Source organism: Euzebyella saccharophila (assembly GCF_014855495.1).
Classification (GTDB): domain Bacteria; phylum Bacteroidota; class Bacteroidia; order Flavobacteriales; family Flavobacteriaceae; genus Euzebyella; species Euzebyella saccharophila.
Window position 1 is genome coordinate 80123 of the sequence record NZ_JACYFJ010000004.1, and the last position, 26862, is coordinate 106984.

The 26862-nt window shown below is 37.9% G+C and carries 21 protein-coding genes and 1 tRNA gene; 13 read left to right on the forward strand and 9 right to left on the reverse strand.

The window, feature by feature from the left end:
- The first annotated feature begins 2 nt into the window (after positions 1 to 2).
- A complete protein-coding gene (locus IL355_RS12920; RefSeq protein WP_192462542.1) occupies positions 3 to 320 on the forward strand; it encodes an Hpt domain-containing protein in 318 nt (105 codons plus the stop codon).
- A gap of 79 nt (positions 321 to 399) precedes the next feature.
- Here the strand turns inward: IL355_RS12920 and IL355_RS12925 are convergent, their stop codons facing one another.
- On the reverse strand, positions 400 to 2457 hold the full coding sequence (locus IL355_RS12925; RefSeq protein WP_192462543.1) for a tetratricopeptide repeat protein: 2058 nt from the start codon (positions 2455 to 2457) through the stop codon (positions 400 to 402).
- A gap of 346 nt (positions 2458 to 2803) precedes the next feature.
- Between IL355_RS12925 and IL355_RS12930 the strand changes: the two genes are divergently transcribed.
- Together IL355_RS12930 and IL355_RS12935 are read left to right on the forward strand one after the other, a co-directional pair.
- Positions 2804 to 4060 carry an oligosaccharide flippase family protein gene (locus IL355_RS12930; protein WP_192462544.1) on the forward strand — a complete coding sequence of 419 codons (1257 nt, stop codon included), beginning with the start codon at positions 2804 to 2806 and terminating at the stop codon, positions 4058 to 4060.
- A gap of 11 nt (positions 4061 to 4071) precedes the next feature.
- Complete coding sequence (locus IL355_RS12935) at positions 4072 to 5310, forward strand: glycosyltransferase (RefSeq protein ID WP_192462545.1); 1239 nt, start codon at positions 4072 to 4074, stop codon at positions 5308 to 5310.
- A gap of 33 nt (positions 5311 to 5343) precedes the next feature.
- Here the strand turns inward: IL355_RS12935 and IL355_RS12940 are convergent, their stop codons facing one another.
- From IL355_RS12940 to IL355_RS12950, 3 genes are read right to left on the reverse strand one after another with little or no spacing between them, the layout of a single operon-like run.
- Positions 5344 to 6891: a cellulase family glycosylhydrolase gene (locus IL355_RS12940; protein ID WP_192462546.1), complete on the reverse strand. Its 1548-nt coding sequence runs from the start codon at positions 6889 to 6891 to the stop codon at positions 5344 to 5346.
- Positions 6878 to 8083: a hypothetical protein gene (locus tag IL355_RS12945; protein ID WP_192462547.1), complete on the reverse strand. Its 1206-nt coding sequence runs from the start codon at positions 8081 to 8083 to the stop codon at positions 6878 to 6880. The genes IL355_RS12940 and IL355_RS12945 overlap by 14 nt, the downstream gene beginning before the upstream one ends.
- Before the next feature lie 39 nt (positions 8084 to 8122).
- Positions 8123 to 11209, reverse strand: a complete 3087-nt coding sequence (locus IL355_RS12950; RefSeq protein ID WP_192462548.1) for a hypothetical protein — start codon at positions 11207 to 11209, stop codon at positions 8123 to 8125.
- Positions 11210 to 11349: 140 nt separating this feature from the next.
- Here IL355_RS12950 and IL355_RS12955 point away from each other — a divergent pair, with 140 nt between their 5' ends.
- From IL355_RS12955 to IL355_RS12980, 6 genes are all read left to right on the forward strand, one after another.
- Positions 11350 to 12489, forward strand: coding sequence for a response regulator (locus IL355_RS12955; RefSeq protein WP_192462549.1), 1140 nt, complete (start codon positions 11350 to 11352; stop codon positions 12487 to 12489).
- 162 nt (positions 12490 to 12651) lie between these two features.
- A tRNA-Leu gene (locus tag IL355_RS12960) sits at positions 12652 to 12735 on the forward strand.
- Positions 12736 to 12900: 165 nt separating this feature from the next.
- On the forward strand, positions 12901 to 13800 hold the full coding sequence (locus tag IL355_RS12965) for a MerR family transcriptional regulator (protein ID WP_192462550.1): 900 nt from the start codon (positions 12901 to 12903) through the stop codon (positions 13798 to 13800).
- A gap of 7 nt (positions 13801 to 13807) precedes the next feature.
- The gene (locus tag IL355_RS12970; protein ID WP_192462551.1) at positions 13808 to 15268 is read left to right on the forward strand and encodes a phytoene desaturase family protein; all 1461 of its coding nucleotides are present in this window, start codon (positions 13808 to 13810) and stop codon (positions 15266 to 15268) included.
- 6 nt (positions 15269 to 15274) lie between these two features.
- Positions 15275 to 16114, forward strand: a complete 840-nt coding sequence (locus IL355_RS12975; protein ID WP_192462552.1) for a phytoene/squalene synthase family protein — start codon at positions 15275 to 15277, stop codon at positions 16112 to 16114.
- 1 nt (position 16115) lies between these two features.
- A complete protein-coding gene (locus IL355_RS12980; RefSeq protein ID WP_192462553.1) occupies positions 16116 to 16577 on the forward strand; it encodes a sterol desaturase family protein in 462 nt (153 codons plus the stop codon).
- A 4-nt stretch (positions 16578 to 16581) separates the two neighbouring features.
- Here the strand turns inward: IL355_RS12980 and IL355_RS12985 are convergent, their stop codons facing one another.
- From IL355_RS12985 to IL355_RS13005, 5 genes are all read right to left on the reverse strand, one after another.
- Entirely contained in the window at positions 16582 to 17133 is a 552-nt protein-coding gene (locus tag IL355_RS12985) for a peroxiredoxin family protein (RefSeq protein WP_192462554.1), read from the reverse strand.
- 91 nt (positions 17134 to 17224) lie between these two features.
- On the reverse strand, positions 17225 to 19492 hold the full coding sequence (locus IL355_RS12990; protein ID WP_192462555.1) for an aconitate hydratase: 2268 nt from the start codon (positions 19490 to 19492) through the stop codon (positions 17225 to 17227).
- A gap of 252 nt (positions 19493 to 19744) precedes the next feature.
- On the reverse strand, positions 19745 to 20698 hold the full coding sequence (locus tag IL355_RS12995) for an AAA family ATPase (RefSeq protein ID WP_192462556.1): 954 nt from the start codon (positions 20696 to 20698) through the stop codon (positions 19745 to 19747).
- 4 nt (positions 20699 to 20702) lie between these two features.
- On the reverse strand, positions 20703 to 22148 hold the full coding sequence (locus IL355_RS13000; RefSeq protein ID WP_225621236.1) for a peptidylprolyl isomerase: 1446 nt from the start codon (positions 22146 to 22148) through the stop codon (positions 20703 to 20705).
- Positions 22141 to 23031, reverse strand: coding sequence for a peptidylprolyl isomerase (locus IL355_RS13005; protein WP_192462558.1), 891 nt, complete (start codon positions 23029 to 23031; stop codon positions 22141 to 22143). Before IL355_RS13005 ends, IL355_RS13000 begins: the two co-directional genes overlap by 8 nt.
- Positions 23032 to 23142: 111 nt before the next feature.
- Between IL355_RS13005 and IL355_RS13010 the strand changes: the two genes are divergently transcribed.
- The 4 genes from IL355_RS13010 (at position 23143) to IL355_RS13025 (ending at position 26797) form a co-directional block, all read left to right on the forward strand.
- Positions 23143 to 23397 carry a hypothetical protein gene (locus tag IL355_RS13010; RefSeq protein ID WP_187457807.1) on the forward strand — a complete coding sequence of 85 codons (255 nt, stop codon included), beginning with the start codon at positions 23143 to 23145 and terminating at the stop codon, positions 23395 to 23397.
- A complete protein-coding gene (locus IL355_RS13015; RefSeq protein WP_192462559.1) occupies positions 23390 to 24520 on the forward strand; it encodes a serine hydrolase in 1131 nt (376 codons plus the stop codon). Before IL355_RS13010 ends, IL355_RS13015 begins: the two co-directional genes overlap by 8 nt.
- 100 nt (positions 24521 to 24620) lie before the next feature.
- The gene (gene rluF / locus IL355_RS13020) at positions 24621 to 25352 is read left to right on the forward strand and encodes a 23S rRNA pseudouridine(2604) synthase RluF (protein WP_192462560.1); all 732 of its coding nucleotides are present in this window, start codon (positions 24621 to 24623) and stop codon (positions 25350 to 25352) included.
- Positions 25353 to 25465: 113 nt separating this feature from the next.
- Positions 25466 to 26797: a carboxypeptidase-like regulatory domain-containing protein gene (locus IL355_RS13025; protein ID WP_192462561.1), complete on the forward strand. Its 1332-nt coding sequence runs from the start codon at positions 25466 to 25468 to the stop codon at positions 26795 to 26797.
- Positions 26798 to 26862 lie beyond the last annotated feature (65 nt).

A 26862-nucleotide genomic window follows, 5' to 3' on the forward strand; every position in this document is an offset into this window, starting at 1 on the left:
CTATGGAAACACCTAACAAAAACTATATAAAGCAACTGGCCGGAGATGACTTGGAATTTGAACAACAATTCATCAATATTTTAAAGGAAGAATTTCCTGTAGAAAGAAACGAATACCAAAAAACATTACAAAATAAAGAATATCAAGAAACGGCCCAGCTGGTGCACAAAATTAAACACAAGTTCAATATTCTTGGTCTAGAGGAATCCTATCAATTGGCACAGGATTATGAAGCAGAATTGCTTAAGAGTAAAACTGATATGCAAACAAAATTTGAAGCATCTTTAAATCTGGTGGAAGAATACATTCAAACTATTTAACCTCATACAGTTATTGACAGAAAAAAGATGGGAATCCCCATCTTTTTTTATTTAATCAGGCCCTGTATTCCTAATAGGGTTAATTATCAAGCTTAGCGTAAAAAATTGGTTTTTCCTGTAATTGCCATTTTACCTTCAATCCTACTTCCGTAAATTCAAATCCGGCAGCAGTCGCAGACGCGATATTACTGTATTTTCCATAAAGGTTTCCACTTAACCTCTTATTAAATTGATGGGTAATTCCTGCCTCTGCTCTAAAAATAGCGGTTTGAGGGTCGTTTTGCACACGCTGTAAGCCCGTGGCAGCGCTAAAATTATACTTGGTCTTTTCAGAAAAATCACCACGTAAGTCCGCAAAAACCTCTCCAGCCCTATAAATCTCTGGGCTAAAATAAATTGTGGGTACTTGGTCCTTAAAAGTGATGTATTGATAATTTAGTCCAACTTTGAGAGCTGGTTTACGAAACACGGAATAGTATAGTGAAGTAAATAATAAATTACGAATATTATCATCTGACTGTCTGGTGTGCATTAGCTGCGTGTACCATCCCAAGTTGATGTTGGTTCCTAAATTATAAGTGAGGCCATAGTTATCCATTACTATTTCCCTTTCAATCAAATCGGCATTAAAACTTTGCATTTCACGTTGGTAACCCAATTCTAAATTTTGCAAGCGATAGGGCTTAAGGGCCAATTTAAAATTTAGAACGGGCTGACTATAACTTGTTTCAAACCTACTATTGTTAACTCCAATAAGACTGCTCAGGTTCACATTGGGCATTAACTTGTAGTCTACACCCAAAGTAAACACATGGGATTCCGCTTTGTTCTGGGTAATAGTATTTTCGGTATTTCTATATTGATAACTAACTGAAGTCTTAAATTTTGTACTCCAAGGGACCAAGCCGTTGATGGTATTTGAAAAGGCCACATTGTTACCGTTATCAAATGTATAGGCCGCATGATCTTGTACGGTAGGAACATGCAAACCATTTAGCTTTTCTATAAATCCTTGGGCATCCTTTTGGTTTTTAAAAATTCTCAGGGTCTGGAAGGCCGCACTATAGGCAGGTTTTATTCGATCAGAAGCAAATAATGCGTTGGCCAAACCTAGGTTGCCATCAAAAGAAGTACTATCCTTTTCCAAAATTTCCCTGTAATTTTTAAGGCTCATCTTAAAGTTGGCCGTATACATGCCCAACGTAGCCTTTGAGGCCCTGATCCAATTCCTATCAGGGTTGGTTTTTTCCAGTAGTTCTATTTGCTTTTTTGCCTTGCCAAATTGCCTATTCCAGATAAGTGCTTGTACATACCTATTATTGGTGCGTTCTATTAATTCCGTGTCGTTTACGGAATTCAAACTCTCCATGGCCCGTTGGGAAACTTTCAAGGCTTCCTTGTCATTTTCAGCAATATGCTCTGCTAAAGCAATACCGTTTCTAGCAGTTATAGAGTCTTTTTTATTGGTAGCAAAACGCCAGTAGATTGCTTTGGCCTTATCGGTCTCTTTTGTAATCAAATAAAGATTGGCCAAATTGGTGAGGGCGTCTTTATCCTCTGGAAAATCCTCAAAAATTTGTAACAAAAGATGTTCTGCCTCTTTATATTTCTGGGCATTTGTATATTCATTGGCATACCCTAACCGTATATATTTTTTGGAGACTTTAGCACTAGGGTTTTCCGGGTTAAGATCAATAGCTTTATTCACCCAAACCAAGGCTTCCTCATATTCCTTTAGATTGGAAAGGGTATTTGCATAGCCAAGTACTGCCCCAAATTTATCTGGATAGTCCGTTACTAAATCCTTGTACAAAGGTTTGGCCTTTTCATACTGCTTATCCCATAAAAACGATTCGTTGTAATTGATAGTTACTTCGTAATCGTTGGGGTAGGAATCTTTTAAGGACCCAAATAGTGCTGTAGCTTTCTTAGGATCCCCGTTTAAACCAACCGCTCGACCGTAACAAAGCTTTGCTGTCTTATTTTGTGGATCCTGTTCTAGATAGTCCTCAAAAAAGCTTTCGGCCTTATCAAATTTACCATTTTCCAGTAGTTGAAATCCGGGAGCCATATCCTCTTGTGCCAACAAGTTGGAAGTGATCAAGGTTAAGCCGATTATTGCCAGGAATCGTAACATCAATTTACGTAGGTTTTTATTTACAAAAACTATAACGCAGTATTTACAAAATTATGTTGTCAGGTTTAAAAAATATCGGACCAAGGTCCCCAAAGTATTGAAAGAAGAGAAGTCAATATGGTTCTACCGCTCTATTTATGATACTTGCAGGTATTTTGGGTATAGTCAATACCCATGAATCAATAAACGTTTAATTAATTCTCAATTTACAATTACCCATCGCTAAAACATAAGACTTATCCTACAATAAAAAACAAAATAAACGTTTGTATACTATAAATGATTCGTTGTTTTACACGACTGCCATCATTTTTAAAGACGATAAATCAACATATTAAACAATAGTATGACGGCCATTAGACTAATGCTTCGAAAAGTATCGCAAGAGCAGTTATTTATGTTAAGCGTTCTAATCGTCAACGGTGGTAACTATTTGTACAACCTATTACTGGGAAGGTTCTTAGGCCCCGAAGCATTTTCCGAAGCTGCTCTGCTCATTACCTTGCTACTAGTACTTTCGTTTCTAGGAATGACCTTTCAATTGGCCGTAGCCAAATTTGCGGTACTTTTTACCGGTAACGAATGGCGAATATTCAAAAATAATAGTTACAAACAATCAGCAATTATTGGAACAATAGTTGGGCTTATCATAACTATTTTTTCCAGTAAACTACAAGTCCTCTTCAATGCCCAAAGCCAGTGGATGTTTATCATTTTTGGAATTGGCATACCTATCTATTTTTTCATGAGTGTCAATAGAGGTACGTATCAGGGAAATCAGGAATTCAACAGACTTTCCATCACCTATCAAACAGAAATGTGGAGTAGGCTACTTATCACTATGTTATTACTGATACTCCTTGATTTTGAACCTGGAATTTTGGTATCCACGGGTATATTAATTTCCTTCATGTTTGGACTTTATCCATCTGATATGCAAGGGGTCTCTTTGAACACTTCGGAAAAGTTAAGCCCAGAAAACGCAAAGAAAGTCTCCCAATTTGTCGTACTCACAGCATGTTACGAACTAACACAGATCATCATCAACAATAGCGACATCCTAATGGTCAAACATTATTTTGATGCTCTGGATGCCGGTCTTTATGCTTCTCTAGCCTTAATTGGCAGAGTTGTATATTTTGTTGCTTGGATGTTTGTAATGCTCCTTTTACCTGCCGTAGTACAAAAACAAAAGGATGGTGAACCCACAGCTCCTATCCTATTCAAATACGTAACCTATATAGGCCTGTTATCCGCAGCAATTGTAATCAGCTGCTATTTATTTCCAGATTTGATCATAACCTTAATGTTCGGGGAGTCTTATTTAAGTATGGCCAACCTTTTATGGCAATACGCCTTGGCAACATCGCTCTTTGCCGTATCCAATATTTTTGCCTACTACTTTTTATCCCTTGACCATTACGTACCGGTAATTATTTCCGGAATTCTTGGACTTTCACAAATAGTATTGGTGGCCCTTTTTCATGAAAACCTGGCCACGGTAGTACACATGCAAATCATTGCCATGTCTACCTTGCTTGTTGTACAGATTATCTATTTTTTAAACAAAGAACTGAATAAAAATAACCGACTTACGGACTAATAAATACTAAAATGAAATTAGCAATTGTTACCGCCTATCCCCCCAGCAAAGTTACTCTAAACGAGTATGCCTATTATTTGGTAAAGCACTTTAGGCAACAACCAGAAGTGTCTGAAATTATATTGATGACAGACAGTACCCCTAACCCAAAGGACTTAGATTTTAAAGAACAAGGTTGCCCCATCATCGTTGAGGAATGTTGGGATTTCAATAGCTATAAGAACCTTTTTAGGGTGAACAAAGCAGTGAATAAACATCAACCGGATGCGATTCTTTTCAACTTACAGTTTCTTAAGTTTGGGGATAAAAAGATTCCTGCGGCACTAGGATTAATGTTACCCTATATGTGCAGGCGAAAAGGTATTCCTACTATATCCCTCCTACATAATATTTTGGAGAAAGTTGATTTGGGAAGTGCTGGTTTTACGAATAATAAACTACTGCAGTATGCCTATAATTTTATTGGAACCAATCTTACAAAGTTTATTTTAGCTTCTGATATTGTGGCGGTTACCATAAGCAAGTATGTTTCAACTTTAGAAAAAAAATACAAAGCAAAAAATATTGCGCTTATACCCCATGGATCCTTTGAAACTCCCCCACTTCCAAATTTCAACCTCCCGGAAGGGCCAAAACAAATAATGGCATTTGGAAAATTTGGCACATATAAAAAGGTAGAAGTTCTTATTGAGGCTGTAGAAGTTATCCGAAGCCGTACACATGAAAACATTGAAATAGTTATTGCTGGTACGGATAGCCCTAATACTCCAGGGTATATTGAGGAAATGATGAAAAAATATAGCCATGTAGATCAACTTAGGTTTACGGGTTACGTTGCGGAAGAGGATGTTCCCGTAATTTTTGGCGAAAGCGCTGTTGTGGTCTTCCCCTATACCTCCACTACTGGAAGTTCCGGGGTACTGCACCAAGCCGGAAGCTATGGGAAAGCCGTGGCATTGCCAGACCTTGGCGATTTAAGCATTCTAGTAAGGGAAGAAGGTTATAGAGGTGAATTCTTTGCTCCCGAAGATAAATACTCTTTGGCCGATGCCATTGAAAAGATAATCTTGGATGATGCGCACCGTATAGAATTGGCACAAACCAATTACAAAGCAGCATGTTCTCTTCCTATGAGTACTATTACGAAAATGTACATAGATTACTTCAAAGCCATTCAGGTTCAAAAATCCGAAGGTAGAGTAATAGATGTTAACTCCATAAAACTGTCCCCTGAAACAACAGACGCTTAATTATATCGAGTTACCCTTTAAAAAGCGGAGTTTTTACTCCGCTTTTTTATTTTGCATCAAATACTTTGTTGCAGGTTTTGGCTTGCCTTCCATATCAAAACAACCATAAAATTGCTGTGGTTTTTTACGCCAAGGTAAACGCCCTACTACCGCATTTGGCACCTGGCTAAAGTCATAAAGGGTCCAGAAAAGAAACGGGATATTTTTTTCCTCTAAAATGCCCTGTATTTCTTTGTAGTAATTGGCTTGGTCTTCTTCTGACCCTCTATAAAAATTCCAAAGCCCTCCATAGGAAGAAAGACCGTACTCTTGTAGAACAATAGGTTTTTCAGGATCAGTGACACCCTCCTCAAGTTGATTGTAGGCTTCTTTAAAATCCTTTAATTCCCTATAATAATGAAAGGAAATGAAATCCAATTTCTCGTTTAGGTTCAATGCCCCTTCAGGGGTTGCCCAACCAATAGTAACCGGATGCTTGCCATCCCATTTTCTAACCTCATCTATCATTTGATCAAGCCAGGCCATTACCATTTCCTTTCCTCGAGATTCAAAATCTAAATCAGGTTCATTCTTTATATCCCAGGCCAAAATGGCTTTATGGTCCTTTAAGGCCAAAACCACCTGCTCTACGTGACGGTGGGTCAATGTCCAATCAAAAACATCATAATTTCCGTAAAAATCAAATAAGGTAACCACTACCTTCAGCTCATTTTCGTACGCCTTATCCAATAGCGACTTCACCTTGTCAATTTTCTTCCCATCTACAAATGCTGATCCAAAATCTTCATAAGGAATAAAAATTCTTATGGTATTGAGTCCCATTTCCTTAATTAACCCAAAGTCCTTGGATATAATACTATCGCTGTATTTTTTCCCAAAAACATCCCATGGGGTATCCTTAGGATAGTAGTTAAGACCTTTAATATCCTGAACCAAGGATTTAATACTATCTGTTAATTTTGATCGTGGCTGTGCCGGTTCTATTTTATTTTCCCTTTTGGTAAAATGACGAATTCTCCAAAATCCATCCTCCAAAAGCATTATGACTTTATACGATTCCTTTTTCTTCGATTCGAGGATAGTTTGATTGTTTACCAAGCTTTCTTGATAGATGTCTACATTATGGTCCGTAAAGTAAACTTGGGTTCCATCTGCACTATAAAAATCAAGTTTTGGAAAGTGATTTAAAGTAGTCTGCCTAAACGAAGCTTGTTGCTCTCCATTAAAATCAAGGATACGGTTCACTTTTACCCTTGCACTATCAGTAAAATAATCTGAAAGACCATATCTTTTATTGGTCAACAGAGAATTGTTTTTTACGTACCACCCATTTAGATAGTCTCGCTCAATTGCCGCTAAGGTTAATGGCTCCATGGGCCTTCCTTCCACTTTGGAGGTATCCCACTCCACTTTGGGCAAATACGTTCGTACCTCCTCTAAATTCAAATGCAATCGCGAAGACCTTTCGGCCCCTGTATTTAAATAAGACCAAACAGAACTTATACCAAAAAGAATAAGGGCATTGACACCTAAAAAGGTGATTATTAGAAAACATCTTATGAGTAACCTATTCCAGTTCATTAGTTCCTAAAGCTACTTTAAATTCTTTTTGTAAACCAGCAGTTTCAATTTGTAAGGTATAGAGTCCATTTTCATAAAACAGTTCTTCTAATTCAAAGGAGGCTTTGCCCTTGCTGGAGTTGGTTAATTTGGTGTCCACCAACTCACCCTTATCATTAAACAACTTTAACGTGATCAACAACCCATCAGGAACTAATTGTTCCATAAAACCGTGAATAGGTCCCACCTCAATCAAACGGTTATCATGTAAAAAAGAAACCTCATAATCCTTCACCGCTGGTTTAAATTGTAGCTGAGTCTCGTTACTTTTTGATTCTCCCGTAACATAAGCGGTAACCTTCCAATTACTGGCTTTTGTGGGGTGCAAGAGTTTACCGGTAGCTATACCTGCCAAAGTAGACCCGGCGGTTAGCAATCTAGCCCCATCTTGATCCGTAACTTGAAAATTAACTAATGTTCCATCTGCAACCGTATTGCCAAACCTGTCTTGAATTTCATCTGTTATAAATTCTATTACCTGATTACCATCTGCATAATCATGCACTCTTTTGTAATCAATCTGGAAATTAACTGAATTGGATGGTGCTATCATACTAGTGAGTTCTTTGGAGCTTATTTGATTAACTGTGGCGCTCACCAGCATTCTCCCGGCATAGTTAGAACTAAACAGGTTATGCCATAGATATCCATTTTTTAATTCTCCCTGTATGCTATCTTGAGCATTGTCCATTTGCCTTTTGATAATTACAGATGTTCCGTCTGGTAAAGGATTATCATACACATCTGTTGGTACCATAAATAACATTGAAAAATCATCTCCTCCGGCCCTAATACTTCTAGGACCAAAATAGGTTTCTATTTTGGTTGTCAATTCTTGCTTGGGCAACACCTTTAAATTGCCACTTAACACTACTTGTGAATTATTAATAAGTTCCCATTCATATAAACCTGCTTGCCTGGTATACATTTTCTCTAAAGTGAAAACCAACTTGTTATTGTCCAATCTAGGTTGTAAAATCATTGGGCCCAAACCTTGATGTAACAATAAATATGGATTACCCTTTCCTTTAACTTCAAACGAAAATTGGGCGATTTCCCCAGCGACAATGGATGTAGGTTGCTCATGACCAACAACATTAATATCCTTAGGTACCACAGTCTTTATTTCCTCTCCTCTGCAAGAAAGAATCAAAAAAAACAGGATAATATAAAAATGGCGCCCCAACATGTTTTATTTCGGATTTCCGATATAACTATTCAATTCTAGTTTAACAAAATCAAAACTATTTCCTTTAAGGGGTTGTAATTGGTCCCATTGATGGGTTTGGTTCCTATCAGGAATTACCTTCTCCGCTATAGATTCATTGGGCAATCCATTTACAAAACAATTTTTTAAACTACTGTTAATCGTACTAACATCATCTACATTCAATAAATTATATTGAAAGGGTTGTTTTCTTTGTACCCTAACCCCGTCCTTAACAAATTGATGATCAACCCAAATTAGTTCTTTATTCTCATCATAGTAGGAAATCAATAACAAGGGAATAGTTACTTCCTGAATTCCAGAATTATAGAGTTCCCCATCAATTTGTTGCTCCCCAATATGAAGTGATTGCACTGTTAATCCTTTATAAAGATCCGTATTGGCTACATTGCCTGCACACTGCAGATTAAATTTAGTGGGTTGCTCCTCCAATTCAACCGGCGTAAACTCATCTGGATTAAATGTTGGAGGTATGGTATCTTTTGTCTGCGACCACGCAATTCCTTCAAAATTTATTTTGAACGAAGTAGATTCCATAGGCATTAACTTGTGTTTCATGTGATATTTGGCATCGTAATTGGCCAACTCTTTATTGGCGTCATTATAAAGGGTGGCCTTAATTACCACGTCTGACGGAATATTATCCACATTTTGTATCTCTCCTATAACGGAATATTGACCATTATATTTAACCAGTTTTGCAGTCAACACTTCTAAAACTGGCTGTTTGAGCACATCTTCGTGATAAGTCTGTTGGGTGGTTATTCTACGCCTACCATGGTTATAAAATTTGGTGTCATTACTACTAAAAAGTTGATCGGGTGGTATATCCGTATCTAAATAAGATGGCATAATAAACCAATTGCCATTTCTTTTGACCAAATCATGATGGTAAATCTTCTTCACTCTTTCTAAAGGGGTAACCCAGTCGGTGTCTACAATGGCCTTTGCTCCAAATTCTGTTTCTTCGCTAATGGTAATATCCATTGCATCCAGCTTGGCATAAGAACTTAAAATGCCATCTGTTACTGAAACTTCAAGCATATATTGGGCAATGGGAACTTCCTTCTCCTTATCCAAAAAAGAGTGAGCTGTTTCAAACTCCTTAAAATCCAGAGCATTATAGTATGCTGTAAGTACATTTTCCGGAGATCTCTGGCTCGCATTGTGAATGTAAAACTTGTACATCCCAAAAGCCAAACAAATCAAGACAATTACAGCCCAAATATGATTGATTACAATCATAAAACCAGGAAAACCTTTGTAAGTCACTCGGTACTTAAAATAATCCGGCAAGGGTAATTTTTTTGATTTTAGGACACGGTACCATAACATCTGTACATTGATAAAAAAAGCTACGAGTACTGTTAAAATGGGTATTACCCCCCACATTATTTTAGACCACTTTGGCACATCGTCCTTAGGAAGTATCGCCGGCATTGGCGGTACATTTAATTTTTCCCAGACCATAATCCCGTTTTCCAATTGCTGTAGCCGTTGCCAACCACAGAAGTATAATAGAGGGTCATAAAATTTGTCATTGCTAAAGATGTACTTTAGATTGTATTTTTCAGGTACGGTTAAAAATTGCTGTAAGGAACCAATACCTTCAACTCCCCTAAACTTGGAGTTTTCCAACCTCTCTATGGCCCTTGTAGTTAATTCTGGCAATCGTCTTGCAGAATGATAATTTCCATCTACCGTCATTGCCTTGGTCTGTGCGGACAACCAAGCCATTTGATCACCAAAACCTAGAGGTAAGTATCGCCAGCGATCATGCTGATCTTGATTCAAGAAATTTACGATGGGAAGCATTTTGATTTTTGCCGGTTGCGATGGTCTAAAATATCCTAAACTCATGGTGAAGATGACCATAAAAAGAACACCGCCAGCTATAAAACCACCAAGAATCCTATGGTAAACAGAACCTAATCTTCTCTGAATTTTTTCTTTTATATCACCCTCTACCATTCTAAAAGCAAACTCCCCAAAAATGGGAAGCGCCATAATGGTGGCCCATAAAGTAAACCTATCCAATGTTAGGATATTAAAGGCAGTCTCTCCCAAAAGCATTAAAGGCACGGGCGTGGTTCCCCCTGTTCCTAAAATAGTGAGCATGGTCATGGATAATCCAAAAAACAAATAGCGCTTGCTATAAAACCGGTAAAAAAGATACGGAATGAGAAAAAGTAAGATTCCCCAAGGAATCATGAAAAAGACCAAACCCGAAGAGGTTACTTCCAAAAAATTATCTCTAGAGCCATGAGGTATAGGAACTTGAGTAATAGGATTCTTTTTGGAATTGATCCAATAGGGTAAAATACATGTAACAATAAGTATCAACGAAAAGAACCCAAAACTTACTATTCTCCAAAAAAGCTGTCTGAAGGAATTCCAAAACACTTTGAACCTTAATTCCTTATAAGAATTAACTTTATCTCTGGATACATCCATTACCACCATGCCTATCAATGGAAATATGAAAAAGACCATTCCGAAAATAGGTGTTACATGATGTGAGGTAACCGTTACTGCAATTAAGGATAGACTGGTAAAAAGATAAACACGTTTTCCTGTTTTAAGCCATAAGTATATTTCTGTGAGGGAATGCATTAATATGGATAATGCCGAAATACTAGGAAGCTGTCCAAAAATATGAAGGGTCTCAATAAAAGTAGAGGAAAAAACCGCTAAAATGGCCGTATAACCAGCAACTTTCTTATCACCGGTCATTAAAAGTCCAAACCTATAGGCACCGGTTACATACAGCAAAATGGCCAATAACCCAACTGTAAAAAGCCCAAATTTTAAGCCACCAATATAAGATAGTATACCAATTAATTGATGTACCAAAGGTGGGTATCCTTGAACTGTAAAACCTGTATACCAGCGGTAATCCCAAGGTTCAAACCAGCTGTTGGCATAATGGTCCGCAAAGAATAGGTGTATTAAAGCGTCATAGGTATATTCCAGTGTAAAGAATATACTGGACCCATGGAATGCAAGCCCTATAAATAAGGCTACCACCAACAATACGTTTGTTCCCTTCATTAAAAATGCATAATTGTAAGAAATAACAACAATAATTAGATGAAATTATTGTTATACACTTGTAAAATTGACCTTTTCTAGTGATATAGCAAAACAAATCAATCACCGAAAAGAATATATAGGTCCCAAACCTTATAATTATGAAAATACTAGCTATTGATGACCAGCAACTGATATTGATGTCGGTTAAAAAAAGATTGACCGAGATAGGCTATCAAGTAGAAGTTGCAAATAATGGAGAAAAAGGAATCGAATTATTCGACGCCTTGGAACCGGACTTAGTATTGGTGGATATAAATATGCCCGGAATGTCTGGGTTGGGTGTGGTACAGCATATAAGACAGACCAAAAAATCCCAAACTCCCATAATCATTATGTCAGGAAATACGGATGAAAAAGTAATTGTAGACGGTTTTGATTTGGGAATCAATGACTATATGAAAAAACCCGTGAGCCTGGATGAAATGTCCGCAAGGATTAAACGTATCATAGGAGCTCCTGAGATTACCGGTAATTCCAAGGTTTCTACAGATACACAAATGTTACAAAAGCATTGTGTGGGAGTGGTCATTCCCTGTTATAATGAGGAAGAAAGGCTCTCTGGGGAGGAGTTCAAAAAATTTGCCCATCAAAACCTAGGATATCATCTATGTTTCGTGAACGATGGCAGTACTGATAATACCTTAGGTGTACTTCAAGAACTTCAAAAAGAAAACCCCAGTAATATAAGTGTATACAATTGTGAGAAAAATGGAGGAAAAGCCGAGGCTGTAAGACAGGGCGTCCTTCATATGGTCAAAGATGAACAGTTGGATTATATTGGTTATTTGGATGCTGACCTTTCAACGGATTTCAGGGACTTTGATGATCTGGTAAAAACCTTGGAGAATTCCAACTTTAAAATAGTCAGTGGAAGCCGTATAAGCAGAATGGGAGCTAACATTACAAAGGAGTCTGCCCGTAAAATTATAAGTATGACCATTAATATGATTATACAAAAGATTTTAGGCATGCCCTTTAAAGATACCCAATGCGGAGCCAAGATTATGGATCGAGAAATAGTTACACAAATGTTTCAAAAGAAATTTGTTACCAAATGGTTGTTTGACGTTGAAATATTTATGAGAATGCGCAGGTACTATGGTAAGGATGAAGCAAAAAGATTGATCTGTGAGCAACCCTTAAAACGTTGGATACACGCAGATGGTTCCAAGCTTTCCATGAAAGACTCCGTTAAGATTGTTGGGCAGTTAGCACAAATTGCCATCAAGTACAGATAAAACAATTATTTTTTAAGAAATTGGGAAGTTAGTATCAAAGAAATTTGATTTTAACTTCCTTTTTTTTTAAGCCATTTTAAAGAATTAAAACTTTCATAGAAAATCTATTTTGATGATATTTGCGGGCCCAAAGCAATCATTGCTTTACCGTTCTATTTTTCTGCGCACGTGGCGGAATTGGTAGACGCGCCAGCTTGAGGGGCTGGTGACCATTAGGTCGTGGAAGTTCGAGTCTTCTCGTGCGCACAAAAAGCCATCTTTATTAAATGAAAGATGGCTTTTTTACTATCTTTTTTTAACTCATTTCAATAATCCGACTCTTTTTTTAACTATCTTTTAAGAAATCCTACCAATCAAAGGGTTGTACATTCAGATTAATTTATAAATTTGTTTAACAATATTTATAAAAAGATGAACAACATAAAGAAACGGTTCAGCATACGAGATCTTGAAAACCTTTCGGGTATAAAAGCACACACCATTAGAATATGGGAAAAAAGATATGAGCTGTTATCCCCCGAAAGAACGAGTACCAACATTAGAACCTATTCTTTAAGTAGCCTTCAGAAACTACTGAACATTACCCTTCTTTACAACCACGGCCATAAGATTTCTAAAATTGCCAAAATTCCAGAGCAGAACATACCTGACATGGTAAGGGAAATGGTGGCATCAAATAGCGTAAAAAGTCATAGCATAAACGCCTTTAAGCTATCCATGCTTCACTTTGACCAAGCTCTCTTTATGAAAACGTTTAATGACTTGAGTAAAGACAAGAGTTTTCATGAAATATTTAAGGAAGTTTTTATTCCTCTTATGAACGAAATGGGTGTTTTATGGCAAACGGATACCATCTCCCCTGCCCATGAACACTTTATTACCAATTTGGTAAAACAAAAAATTGTGGTGAATACAGAGGCCTTTCAAACTTTGGAACCTCAACGAAATGACAAGGTATTTGTTCCCTACCTCCCAGATAACGAAATACATGAAATAGGTCTGCTATACTTAAATTACGAGATTGTTAGAAGAGGTTACAGGTCAATTTATTTAGGGCAGTCCGTACCAATGGATAATTTGAACGAGGTATTAAAATATTTTAACGGTGTACATTTCTTATCCTACTTTACCGTAGTTCCTACCAAAGATTATATAGAAAAATATATTGAGGACTTTCAAGCATTTGCCAGCAAATTTGAAAACCCTAAACTGTGGCTTTTAGGGCATCAAGTTCAATATCTAAAGAACAAACAACTACCAGAATTTGTGAGCACCTTCACCTCAATTGACGAAGTGGTCAATCAACTATAATTTTACAATGTCAAAAAAAATAATCGTCATAGGTTCAGGTTTTTCTTCGCTTTCCGCATCTTGTTATTTGGCAAAGGCCGGTTTTGAAGTTGCTATCTACGAAAAAAATTCTACTGTGGGTGGAAGAGCTAGACAGTTCAAAGAATCTGGATTTACTTTTGACATGGGTCCCAGTTGGTATTGGATGCCAGATATTTTTGATAAATTCTTTTCCGATTTTGACAAAAAAACATCCGATTACTATCAATTGGACAAACTTGATCCTGCTTACAAAATTTTCTTTACCGATGAGCAACTGACCATTGGAGATTCTCTGGATAAAATTTGTATGGAATTTGAGCGCATAGAACCAGGAAGTTCTGTTCATCTTAAAGAATTTATATCCAAAGCGGAAACCAATTATGACATAGCCATTAATAAGGTGGTACTTAGGCCCGGCCTCTCCCCTTTAGAACTTGTTACCCCTGAAACTATCATGCGCGTAGATCAGTTCTTTAAAACGATTAGCGGAGAAGTTAGAAAGAAATTTAAAAACCCAAAATTAGTCTCCACATTGGAGTTTCCTGTGTTGTTCTTAGGAGCTAAACCAAGTCAGACCCCGTCTTTCTATAGCTTTATGAATTATGCCGATTTTGGTTTGGGTACTTGGCATCCAAAAGGTGGAATGTATGAAATAATCAGGGCCATGCATAATTTGGCCAAAGAATTGGGCGTAGAAATACATACGGACAGTCCGGTAGAAAAAATTACAACTATCAATGGTGTTTCTAACGGTATAGTTGTCAACGGAAACCAAATAGCGGCGGATGCTGTTTTAAGTGGAGCGGACTACCATCATTCTGAAAGTCTGTTAGCCCCCAACGAAAGACAATATTCAGAAACGTATTGGAAAGACAAGGTTTTTGCCCCTTCATCCCTGCTTTTTTATATAGGTTTCAATAAAAAGATTAACAATGTCGTGCATCACAACCTTTTCTTTGATACTGATTTTGAAAAGCATGCAAGAGAGATTTACGACAATCCTTCTTGGCCACAAGACCCATTGTTCTACGCCAACTTTCCTTCCGTATCGGACAAATCAATGGCACCCGAAGGTTGTGAAACAGGATTCTTTCTTATTCCAATAGCCCCGGGATTGAAAGATAATGAGGAATTAAGGGACCAGTACTTTGATATTGTAATGGATCGTTTTGAAAGAATTACACGCCAAAGCGTTAGAGGTAATATGCTTTTCAAAAGGTCCTTTTGCGTTAATGATTTTCTAGGTGAATATAATTCGTATAAAGGCAATGCCTACGGTATGGCCAACACTCTCACCCAAACGGCTTTTTTACGCCCTAAACTTAGGAGCAGTAAAGTAAAAAACTTATTCTTTACCGGGCAATTAACGGTGCCCGGGCCGGGGGTCCCTCCCGCTTTGATTTCAGGAAAATTAGTTTCCGATTTAATTATGAAAAACCTTAAGTAATAGATTATGAAGGCATTATTTGATCAAGTTTCGTACAATTGTAGCAAGATTGTGACCAAATCCTACAGCACTTCCTTTGGTTTGGCAACTAAAATGTTGGCGCCTTCCATTAGGGCAGATATTTACAACATTTATGGTTTTGTTCGTTTTGCGGACGAGATTGTAGATACCTTTCATGATTATGACAAAGAAGAACTTTTCAAGGAGTTTCAAAGGGATTTAGACAGGGCACTTGAACATAAGATTAGTTTAAACCCAATTTTAAATTCCTTCCAGCATACCTATCACAAATATCAAATACCTTATCACTTGGTTTCCTCCTTTATGAAAAGTATGCGTACGGACCTTTACAAAAACACTTACTTGACAGAAACCGAGTTTAAAGAGTACATTTATGGTTCTGCTGATGTTGTAGGTCTCATGTGCCTAAAGATATTTGTAAGAGGTAATGATGAAAAGTACCATGAATTAAAGGAGACCGCTATGGCTTTAGGTTCGGCATTTCAGAAGGTAAATTTCTTAAGGGACCTTAAGGCAGATTATGAGGAACTGAATAGAAGTTATTTTCCCAATACCAATTTTAAAGAATTGGACGAAGCCACCAAGGAACTTATTGTGGAAGAAATAAAGGCAGATTTCGCTTTGGGCTATTCAGGTATAGTGAAATTGCCCGCAGAAGCCCAATTTGGGGTATATACAGCTTACAAGTATTATTCCAGACTACTTAAAAAATTACAGAATACGCCACCATTGGAAATCAAAAATGTTAGAATACGTGTTCCCAACTATGAGAAATTTGGATTGTTGGCACAGTCCTATGTAAACTATAAATTGAATTTGGTATAATATGAAGTTTTTAATTTGGATGCTGATTTTTCTCGGTACTTTCTGCTTTATGGAATTTATGGCATGGTTTACCCATAAATATATCATGCATGGCTTTCTATGGAGTCTACATAGGGACCACCACAAAAAGGACCACGATTCTTGGTTTGAACGCAACGATGCCTTTTTTATATTTTATGCCATTGTAAGCATGGTTTTGTTTTACCTGGGTGCGCAAACATCATTTTGGTATGGTTGGCCTTTAGGGTTTGGTATCCTAGCTTATGGCATTGCCTATTTTTTGGTGCATGACATCTTTATCCATCAAAGATTTAAAATGTTTAGAAAAGCTGATCATTGGTACGCTAAGGGAGTAAGGAGAGCACATAAAATGCACCACAAACATATTGGAAAAGAAGATGGAGAATGCTTCGGTATGCTATTCGTTCCTTTCAAGTATTTTAAGAACGCCAAAAGTAGCTGATTAATTAATTACCAATCGCATCTAGGATTTCCTTAATTTTATCATTATACCAATCCTTAGAGTCCCTTGACTTCACCCAAATAGAACCTTTTGAGTCAATAATATAGGTTCCAGATGGTTCCAATATTTCAACCGGCGCAGGCTCTCCAACAATTCTATAGGTAAAAGGAAAGGTATATTTGTTCTTTCCCAAAAATTCTTCCACAGGCTCGCGCTCTTCGTTGGTAATAATATAGAAATCCACTTTTCCCTTATATTCATCGTACAGTCTTTGTATGTCATCCAATTCAGAAGAACTGGGCAAATGCCATGACGCCCAAAAATGAATGAATAACGGCTTCCCTTCCGATGTCCTTAAATTAAAATAATCCCAATCTGCGTCCTTTAGTCTCCAATCATATTCTTGCATCTTGGTTCTATCCGCCTGTGGTATAAGCTCAGGGGAAGGTGCAAAAACTTGCATTAATTTTTTCTTGGACCAATACCCTACAGGTGTAATAAAAAAGGATAGGATGAATACAATTAGTAGAAGCGTAAGTACAGTTTTTCTTTTCATGAAGTTATCTTGACACTTTTATACAAGCGTTCCAAAACTAAAAAACTCCCGTTTAAAGCGGGAGTTTTTCTATCGATTATTATAACAGCGATTAAGCAGCGTTTTCTCTCTTGATTACATTTAAGGCAGACCCTTCATTAAACCAACCAATTTGCGCATTGTTATAAGTGTGATTTGCTTTTATAGTATCCTTACTACCATCAGCATGTACTACCTCAATAGTTAACGGCTTATCTGGCGCAAATTCTGCCAAATCAAGGAAGTTAAACGTATCATCCTCTTGTATAAGGTCATAATCACTCTCATTCGCAAAAGTAAGAGCCAACATTCCTTGCTTTTTCAAGTTGGTTTCGTGGATACGGGCAAATGATTTCACCAATACAGCTGCAACACCTAAATGCCTTGGTTGCATGGCTGCATGTTCACGAGAAGATCCTTCGCCATAGTTGTGGTCACCCACTACAATGGTTTTTATACCCTTCTCTTTGTATTCTCTCTGTACATCTGGAACTCCTCCATATTCCCCGGTCAACTGACTTTTTACAAAGTTGGTTTTCTTGTTGAAGGCATTTACAGCCCCTATTAAAGTATTATTGGCAATATTATCTAAATGACCACGGAAACGTAACCATGGTCCTGCCATAGAGATATGGTCGGTTGTACATTTACCAAAAGCCTTGATCAACAACTTGGCTCCTTTCATCTGCTCTGGCTGAATAGGTACGAAAGGACTCAACAGTTGCAATCTTTCCGATTCTGGGGAAACGATCACTTCTACATCAGAACCATCCTCTTTTGGAGCCAAATAACCAGCGTCTTCCACCTCAAAGCCTTGAATTGGTAATTCTATACCCATTGGTTCATCTAGCTTCACTTCCTCTCCATTCTCGTTGATTAAGGTATCGTTCATTGGATCAAAATCCAATTTACCCGAGATAGCAATAGCAGCGACCATTTCTGGGGAACCCACAAAGGCGTGTGTATTTGGGTTGCCATCGGCGCGCTTAGAGAAGTTACGGTTAAAGGAATGTACAATCGTATTTTTCTCCTCGCCTTTCAGGTCACTTCTGTCCCACTGTCCAATACATGGTCCACAAGCATTGGTAAATACGGTAGCTCCTAAATCTTCAAAAATTTGAAGTAATCCGTCCCTTTCAGCGGTAAACCTAATTTGTTCCGACCCAGGGTTGATCCCGAAATCGGATTTTGGTTTTATCTTTTTGGTAATTGCCTGTTTTGCAATGGAAGCGGCACGTGTCAAATCTTCGTAGGAAGAGTTGGTACAAGAACCGATTAATCCCCAATCAACATTAATTGGCCATCCATTTTCTTTAGCCTTTACACCCAATTCACCAACAGGAGTAGCTAAATCTGGAGTAAAAGGTCCGTTCAAATGCGGCCTTAATTCATCAAGGTTTATTTCAATAATTTCATCAAAGTATTCACCAGGATTGGCGTATACCTCTTCATCTGCAGTAAGATACTCGCGTACTTTATTAGCTTCATCCGCTATGTCACTTCTATCGGTAGCTCTTAAATAGCGCTCCATAGAATCATCATAACCAAAAGTAGAGGTGGTAGCACCCACCTCGGCACCCATGTTACAGATGGTTCCTTTACCCGTACAAGAAAGGTTTTTGGCACCTTCTCCAAAATACTCAATGATAGCTCCAGTACCTCCTTTTACGGTTAAAATGCCTGCAACCTTAAGGATAACATCTTTTGCAGAAGTCCATCCAGAGATATTTCCGGTCAATTTAACTCCAATCAATTTAGGGAACTTAAGCTCCCAAGCCATACCGGCCATTACGTCAACTGCATCTGCACCCCCAACACCAATGGCCACCATTCCCAGTCCACCGGCATTTACGGTATGAGAATCCGTTCCGATCATCATTCCCCCAGGGAAAGCATAATTTTCAAGAACAACTTGGTGAATAATACCTGCACCAGGCTTCCAGAAACCAATTCCATACTTATTGGAAACCGACTCCAAGAAGTTAAAAACCTCAGCACTTGTGCTATTGGCAGACTGCAAATCTTTTGCAGCACCGCTTTTTGCTTGAATCAAGTGATCACAATGTACCGTTGTTGGCACGGCCACTTTCTTTTTTCCGGCCTGCATAAACTGCAACAAGGCCATCTGGGCGGTAGCATCTTGGCAAGCAATACGATCTGGAGCAAAATCCACATAGTCCTTACCTCTTTTAAAGGCTGTGGTAGGATTACCATCCCACAAGTGGGAATATAAAATTTTCTCCGAGAGGGTAAGAGGTTTTCCAACTATTTCACGGGCCTTATCAACACGCTCGGCCATGTTGGCGTACACCTCTTTAATCATATCGATATCGAATGCCATTGTCTTTTTACGTTTTAGGTTATTGTAATCCTACAAAATTACTAAAATACAAAGTGTTTTAAAATTTTTTAGAGAAGGTTTATTGTGTTTTTATTGAATTTAAATAACACAATGCATTTTGTTATAAACCCACTATTCCAGTAGTACTAAATAAGATAAGTTCCAATTTGGCAAACAAAGGCTGCTGGAGTACCATTTATTAACAAAAAAACGTTGACATACCAAATCCAAAAGAGATAAGGAAAAAGTAGCTTATAACAGTTGTTGGATGATTTTTTCTTCGGATATACCTTCGGCCTCTGCCTTGTAGTTCTTAATTATCCTGTGTCTCAAAATACCTGTAGCAACGGCCTGTACATCTTCCGCATCAGGAGAATATTTTCCATTGATGGCGGCATGGGCCTTAGCGGCAAGAATTAAGTTTTGGGAGGCTCTTGGACCTGCACCCCAATCCAGATACTGCCTAACAAAATCAGAAGCCGTCTCTAAATTAGGCCTCGTAGAATTTACAAGCTTTACAGCATATTCCACGACAGCATCAGGAACGGGAATTCTTCTTATCAAATGCTGAATATCCAAAATTTCGGACGCGTTGAACATCGAATTAACATGGGTGACATCATCTGAAGTTGTAGCTTTTACCACCGCAATTTCTTCCTCAACTGAGGGATATTTAAGCTCGATGGCAAACATAAACCTATCCAATTGAGCTTCTGGCAATGGGTATGTCCCTTCCTGTTCTATAGGGTTTTGAGTGGCCAAAACAAAATAAGGAAGTTCCAATTTATGCTGTTTCCCTGAAATAGTAACCGCCCTTTCCTGCATTGCCTCAAGCAGAGCCGCCTGGGTTTTTGGAGGGGTACGGTTAATTTCATCGGCCAAAATAATATTACCGAATACGGGGCCTTTAATGAACTTAAAGTTTCGGTTTTGATCCAAAACCTCACTTCCAAGAATATCACTGGGCATTAAATCTGGAGTAAACTGAATTCTCTTAAAATCGAGCCCTAAAGTTTTGGCAATGGTATTGACCATTAAAGTCTTTGCCAAACCAGGAACCCCTATAAGGAGGGAATGCCCTCCCGTATAAATACTTAGAAGAATTTGATTGATTACCTCCTCTTGGCCAACTATAACTTTGGCTATTTCCTTTTTAAGTGCTTGGTGTTTATCAACTAGCTGATCGATTGCCGCTACATCTGACATGCAATTAATTTTTTACCCAGTTGTTGGCAAAATCGCATTCGTGATTGGACTCGTTTACGCTAATATAAGTTTCCTCGATATGCTCGTCCATCCACTCTTTTATGGCTTTATATTGCTTTTCGGTCTTTGCCAGTTGTTGAATCTTTAGATAATCCTTGGCAAAATCGGCCTCATGCTCATCAAATCTATTGGTTACTTTTAAGATTTTATATTTAGGACCGCCTCCCCGTGGGTCTTGCTCCAAAATAGGATATGAAATTTCATCATCCTTTAGATTTCTTACTTGATTGTACAAGGTTGGATCCATTTTGGTAAGTTCAAAACGGGAATCAAAAGTGGTTGGGTTTCTTAGTAGCCCGCCATCATATTTTGTTTCCTTCTCGTCTGAAAAATTCATGGCTGCTTGGGCAAAAGTATATTTTCCTTCCTCTATATGACTTCTAATGGAATCAAGCTCAGATTTGGCATCATCCAATGCCTTTTGGGAAATTTCAGGCTGCATTAAGATATGCCTTAAATCCAGTTCCTGCCCCCTTATCTTTTCTATATAGATAATATGGTAACCAAATTGTGTTTCAAAAGGTTCTGAAATCTCACCTTCCTTAAGACTAAAGGCCACATCCTTAAAGGTCTTGTCAAAACCGGTTTCCTTTGTAATACTGTAAAATCCACCTTTTGACTTTGACCCGGGATCTTGTGAATAAAGAATGGCCTTAACGCTAAAACTAGCATCATTATCCTCAACATCTGCTTTGATCGCATTGAGCTTGTCAATAACATTTTGTTTTTCTTTTTCTGTTGGCTTTGGAGATTTAACTATTTGTGCAATTTCCATCTCCGCACCAAAAACAGGACGCTCATCTTCGGGTATTTTATTGAAGAACTGTCTCACTTCTTCAGGCGTTATTTCAACTTCTTCAACGATACTCCCCTGCATTTTTTCAGAAAGCATTCTAAGTTTGTTGATTTCGTTGATATCCTCCCGCAAACTTGCCTCGTCTTCTTTTTTGTAGAATTTCAACAATTTTTCCATGGAGCCTATTTGCTGCACAAAACCTTGAATTTGTCTCTCCGTAGTAGCGGCAACTTCATCATCGGAAACCAAAAGACTATCTTGAACTGCCTGATGGGCATATAAGCGGTCTTCCATCAATTTCCCCAACAAACCACAACGGGTGACATCGGCAGTTGAAACACCTTGACTTTTTAAATCTATCAGTGTTTTTTCAATATCGGAGTCCAAAATTACGTAATCACCAACCACTGCGGCAATACCATCTAACTTAACCCTTTTAAAATTTCTAACGGTATCCTTCATTACGGCCACCTCTTCCGTTTCAACTGAAGCCATAGCCTCATCCTGACCATCCAGAACGCTTACATCTTCTTGAGCGTAACCAAAATGGATCACCCCCAATATGAAACAAAATAATCCAAAAAGTTTATTCATCTTCTGCATAAATTTCAAATTCATTCTTTTTAATTGCCTCATCCAGCACCTCTGTTTCCAATTGCCTTAGAAAATCCAATTTTCTCCTGCTCAACAAAACCTGTTTTATTTGAGGCTCTACAAAGGAAAGTGGCGCTGTGTCATTAATATTCTTTACATCTACCACTTTGGCCAAATATACCCCGTTATCATCCTCCATCTCAAAAAATTGTGATTTTTTTAGATGTTTATCGGCGTTTTCAAAAGTTAAGGGAGCAATTTCACCAATAACCCTAGGAGCACTCACCCAAATGCTATCGTTAAAGTTCAACTTCTTGAATTGCACCCCAATAGAATCCAAATAGGTTTGATCTTCAGGTTTAAAGCTCTTCAGTTTATCAATAACTTGATCTTTGTTCAAAAATTGTTTGGGAAGCTCCACAAACCTAATTTGAACCACCTTTTCCTTTAATTTAAAGTTCTCTTTCTCAGACTCGTAAAAATTTTCTAATTGAGATTCCGTAATAATGGTATCTATTCCATGGCGCACCAAAGCATCCTTGTAGGCCCTAGTGTACAGGTCTGCTCTATAATCCGCCACCAGAGCATCATATTCACCTAATTTTTCTTCCGGTAGATTGATTTTTGCCCTATCCAACAACAACTGTTTAGATGCCCAATTGTTTATGTAATTAGTTACGAACGAAGCACTATCTTCTTTAGACATTCCTTCTATCAGAAGTTTTTTGATATCTTCTTCAAAAAGATAGTTTTCGCCAACTCTCGCCACAAAGCTAGGCTCCTTCTTTTTAAATAGGGATTCGCATCCTATATTTAAGAACACCATTAACAAAAGGAATGTGTACCATCCCCCTTGTTTTCCCAAGGAATGTGAAAATTTCATCCCGCAAAAATAGCAAAACTGTAATCTCGCACAAAGTCTAATCTATTACTTAACAGATTTTTGGCGTGCGCCCCATTAATTCATTACTTTACAAATATTTTAATCCAACCAATGGAACAACTTATAAAGTTAATTTGGGATTTTCGAGGTCCGGCAGCCAAAAAAACAGCTGAACACCATGAAATACACTTAAAAGAATATATTGACTTAGAAAAAACCAACCTCACTATCACTGGATTCAAAGAGCTAACAGAATTACACAGTATCGCCTTTATGGTGGTAACCAAGTCTGAAATGATTGCCGTAAGAGATGCCCTTAAACCCCATAGAGGAGAGATATACAACCAACATCCCAAAAATGAATAGACTACTTGCCTTGCTACTTGTTTCCGTCATCTATGGTTGCTCTGAAAAAAAAGTTGTTTTAAATCCCTTGGAAGCTGCGTTAACATCTGACCATCCAAAAATCAAAAGGGTGATGGATAGTGTAGAACAGTACGAAGTACAGATACGTTTTACCCAAATAGACCGAAGTACAGGAAAACCACTCTTTAAAAATTATGACTTTCAGGTTAATGAAAATAAATACTTCTACCCCGCAAGTACGGTAAAATTTCCGATTGCAGTACTGGCCTTGGAAAAACTAAACAACATAGATTCCATAGATTTGAATAGTAGGTATTTTGTTGAAGGAGATTCTGTTGAATCCAATTTTGCAAAGGATATTTCACAAATATTCGCTGTAAGTGACAATTTGGCCAATAATAGATTGGTTGAGTTTATGGGGATGGACCACATTAACCATCAATTGGACAAAAAAGGCATTGAGCCAGTTAGAATTTCCCATAGGCTGGGCTACCATTCAGATGACCCTAGTACAAAACCATTGATTGTTTTTGAAAATGACAGTACCACTTACCTGATGGAAGGGACCATCAATACCACGGCAGAACCATTAGACTTATCAGGAATTAAAAAAGGTAAGGGATATTTTGAAGAAGGGGAGCTCATAAACGAAAGTTTTGATTTCTCGCTTAAAAACTACTACCCTATTACGGCACAGCACGAAGTTTTAAAACGTGTGGTTTTCCCAGAAGCGTATGCTAAAACAGAGCGGTTTGAACTTTCTCCCCAACAACATGAGTACTTATTAGAAACTATGCACACGGTTCCCAGAAAAGCGGGGTATGATGAGGCTACCTATTATGATGGTTATTGTAAATTTTTCATCTACGGTGATACCAAGGAGAGAATTCCTGATCATATAAAAATCTATAACAAAGTAGGATTTGCATATGGAACCTTAACGGACTGCGCTTACATAGAGGACGAAAAAAACGATGTGGAATTTTTGCTAACAGCAACCATACTTGTCAATAAAGACGGGGTTTTCAACGATAACCAATACGAATATGATGAAATTGGCATTCCTTTTTTGGCAGAATTAGGAAGACAAATCTATGGGTTAGAGCTAGAACGAAAGAAATAAGACCTTTATCACTTGCTTTACCAGACCCAATCAATGACCCTTTAGATTATGTAGAAAGAATTTTAGATTCTTTTAAATTTGTACTACTAAACAGCGTGGCGTGCAAGAACCCAAACAAACAAGAATTAATAAATATTTGAGCGAAGTTGGCTTTTGCTCGAGAAGAGCTGCAGACAAACTTATTGATCAAGGCAGGGTTACCATTAATGGAAGCGTACCCGAAATGGGTACTAAAATTACCAATGGAGATGAAGTAAGGGTAGACGGAAAACTTATTTCTGAACCTAAGGATAAGCCTGTTTACATTGTATTCAACAAACCGGTTGGCATTGTGTGCACCACCGATACTAGAGTGGAAAAAGATAACATTATTGATTTTATCAACTACCCAAAAAGAATCTTCCCGATCGGCCGGCTGGACAAACCCAGTGAAGGACTTATTTTTTTGACTAATGATGGTGATATAGTCAATAAGATTTTAAGAGCCAGAAACCATCATGAAAAGGAGTATTTAGTAACCGTGGACAAACCAATTTCGGAAGACTTTTTAAACAAAATGAGAAACGGAGTACCCATTCTGGACACTGTCACCCGAAAATGCAAAGTGGAGAAAATAGGTGCTTTTGAATTTAAGATTATCCTCACCCAAGGCCTTAATAGGCAGATTAGGCGAATGTGCGAGTACCTGGATTACCATGTAACAAGACTAAAAAGAATCAGGATAATGAACGTTTCGTTGGATATTCCCGTAGGGAAATGGCGAGACTTAACTGACCAAGAGCTAAAGGAAATCAATCGCTTGGTATCTGCGTCCTCCAAAACCCACGATTAACATAACAAGTTTGAATTACTTTTCATATACCCACAACAATACCTTTTTTTTAACATGGTATCAAGCTAAAAATTAGTAACTTAGAGAGACTCAACTCCTCAAATTAGATAGACATGTTAGGCTCACTAGGTTACATAGCAAGAAATCATTGGATTAATTTGTTGTGCACTGCGTTGTTCTCCGTATTCGTTGGCACAGAATATTCGTTCGCTCTTTTTCAGGAAGAACTCCAGGAAGAAACTAATTTTAAGCTCTACAAGGGTGAAGTAGTTGATTCCGACACTAAAAAACCTTTGGTTTTTGCTTCGCTAATGGTTGAAAAATCCAACATTAGCACCATTACCAATACAGAAGGCGAATTTTCTTTAAAAGTTCCGGAAGATATTACAGATGCCAATATCATAATCTCCTTTTTGGGGTACAAAACCAAGACTATTGCCTTAGGTCAACTTAAAAATGGTGACAACCGTATCGCTATGGATATTTCGGTTACAGAACTTCCAGAAATTAATGTGTCCATTCCAAAAGACGCAGAAAATCTGGTACGGGAAACCCTAAAAAGAAAAGGGGAAAACTATTTTGAAGACCCCACCCTAATGACTGCGTTCTACCGGGAAACGATTAAAAAGAGAAGACAGAATGTTTCACTTTCAGAAGCGGTCGTAAATATTTACAAAACCCCATATACAAGTCTTAAACAAGATGGAGTAAAGCTCTATAAAGCACGCAAAAGTACAGACTATAATAAATTGGATACGGTAGCACTTAAGCTACAAGGAGGACCTTTTAATGCCCTTTTTGTAGATATTATGAAATATCCGGAGTATATTTTTTCACCGGAGTCCATCGATTATTACGACTTTAAATTTGATCGCTCCACCTTGGTCAACAACAAATTAATCTATGTTATAGACTTTGCTCAAAAATCATACATTCCAGACCCTTTGTACAAGGGAAAACTATATATAGATGCCGATAACAAAATTCTTACCAGCGCTATATATAGCCTGAATATAACGGACAAAGAAATTGCATCCAGACTCTTTGTTAAACGAAAACCGGCCAATGCCAAGGTCTGGCCCAATGAAGTGGCTTACCGAGTAGATTACCGAGAAAAAAATGGAAAATGGTATTATGGCTATAGCAATGTCTTATTGGAATTTAAAATAAACTGGGACCGTAGACTTTTCAACTCCGTTTACACCATGACCTGCGAGATGGCAGTAACCGATTGGAAAAAGAACATGGCTGCAGATTATCCAAAATCCCGAGATCGCATAAAGACCTCCATAATACTAAGTGATGAGGCTATAGGGTTTACTGACCCAGATTTTTGGGGTGAATACAATATAATAGAACCTGAGAAATCCATTGAATCTGCCATTAAAAAAATCCAACGGCAACTTAGAAGAGCCAATTCGAGCGGTGGCGCTTCCGTTCCTTGACCCTTATTCAATCCATAAATTAAAACGGTCCTAGTGGCCGTTTTTTTTATTCTTTTTAAATTCAC

Excerpts from the sequence above, each read along its gene's own strand:
- IL355_RS12975 (WP_192462552.1), top strand. The coding sequence starts at position 15,275 with ATGAAGGCATTATTTGATCAAGTTTCGTACAATTGTAGCAAGATTGTG.
- IL355_RS12965 (WP_192462550.1), top strand. The coding sequence starts at position 12,901 with ATGAACAACATAAAGAAACGGTTCAGCATACGAGATCTTGAAAACCTT.
- IL355_RS12955 (WP_192462549.1), top strand. The coding sequence starts at position 11,350 with ATGAAAATACTAGCTATTGATGACCAGCAACTGATATTGATGTCGGTT.
- IL355_RS12990 (WP_192462555.1), bottom strand. The coding sequence starts at position 19,492 with ATGGCATTCGATATCGATATGATTAAAGAGGTGTACGCCAACATGGCC.
- IL355_RS12980 (WP_192462553.1), top strand. The coding sequence starts at position 16,116 with ATGAAGTTTTTAATTTGGATGCTGATTTTTCTCGGTACTTTCTGCTTT.
- IL355_RS13010 (WP_187457807.1), top strand. The coding sequence starts at position 23,143 with ATGGAACAACTTATAAAGTTAATTTGGGATTTTCGAGGTCCGGCAGCC.
- IL355_RS12995 (WP_192462556.1), bottom strand. The coding sequence starts at position 20,698 with ATGTCAGATGTAGCGGCAATCGATCAGCTAGTTGATAAACACCAAGCA.
- IL355_RS13005 (WP_192462558.1), bottom strand. The coding sequence starts at position 23,031 with ATGAAATTTTCACATTCCTTGGGAAAACAAGGGGGATGGTACACATTC.
- IL355_RS13000 (WP_225621236.1), bottom strand. The coding sequence starts at position 22,148 with ATGAATAAACTTTTTGGATTATTTTGTTTCATATTGGGGGTGATCCAT.
- IL355_RS13015 (WP_192462559.1), top strand. The coding sequence starts at position 23,390 with ATGAATAGACTACTTGCCTTGCTACTTGTTTCCGTCATCTATGGTTGC.
- IL355_RS13025 (WP_192462561.1), top strand. The coding sequence starts at position 25,466 with ATGTTAGGCTCACTAGGTTACATAGCAAGAAATCATTGGATTAATTTG.
- IL355_RS12930 (WP_192462544.1), top strand. The coding sequence starts at position 2,804 with ATGACGGCCATTAGACTAATGCTTCGAAAAGTATCGCAAGAGCAGTTA.
- IL355_RS12985 (WP_192462554.1), bottom strand. The coding sequence starts at position 17,133 with ATGAAAAGAAAAACTGTACTTACGCTTCTACTAATTGTATTCATCCTA.
- IL355_RS12940 (WP_192462546.1), bottom strand. The coding sequence starts at position 6,891 with ATGAACTGGAATAGGTTACTCATAAGATGTTTTCTAATAATCACCTTT.
- IL355_RS12920 (WP_192462542.1), top strand. The coding sequence starts at position 3 with ATGGAAACACCTAACAAAAACTATATAAAGCAACTGGCCGGAGATGAC.
- IL355_RS12950 (WP_192462548.1), bottom strand. The coding sequence starts at position 11,209 with ATGAAGGGAACAAACGTATTGTTGGTGGTAGCCTTATTTATAGGGCTT.
- IL355_RS12935 (WP_192462545.1), top strand. The coding sequence starts at position 4,072 with ATGAAATTAGCAATTGTTACCGCCTATCCCCCCAGCAAAGTTACTCTA.
- IL355_RS12970 (WP_192462551.1), top strand. The coding sequence starts at position 13,808 with ATGTCAAAAAAAATAATCGTCATAGGTTCAGGTTTTTCTTCGCTTTCC.
- IL355_RS12925 (WP_192462543.1), bottom strand. The coding sequence starts at position 2,457 with ATGTTACGATTCCTGGCAATAATCGGCTTAACCTTGATCACTTCCAAC.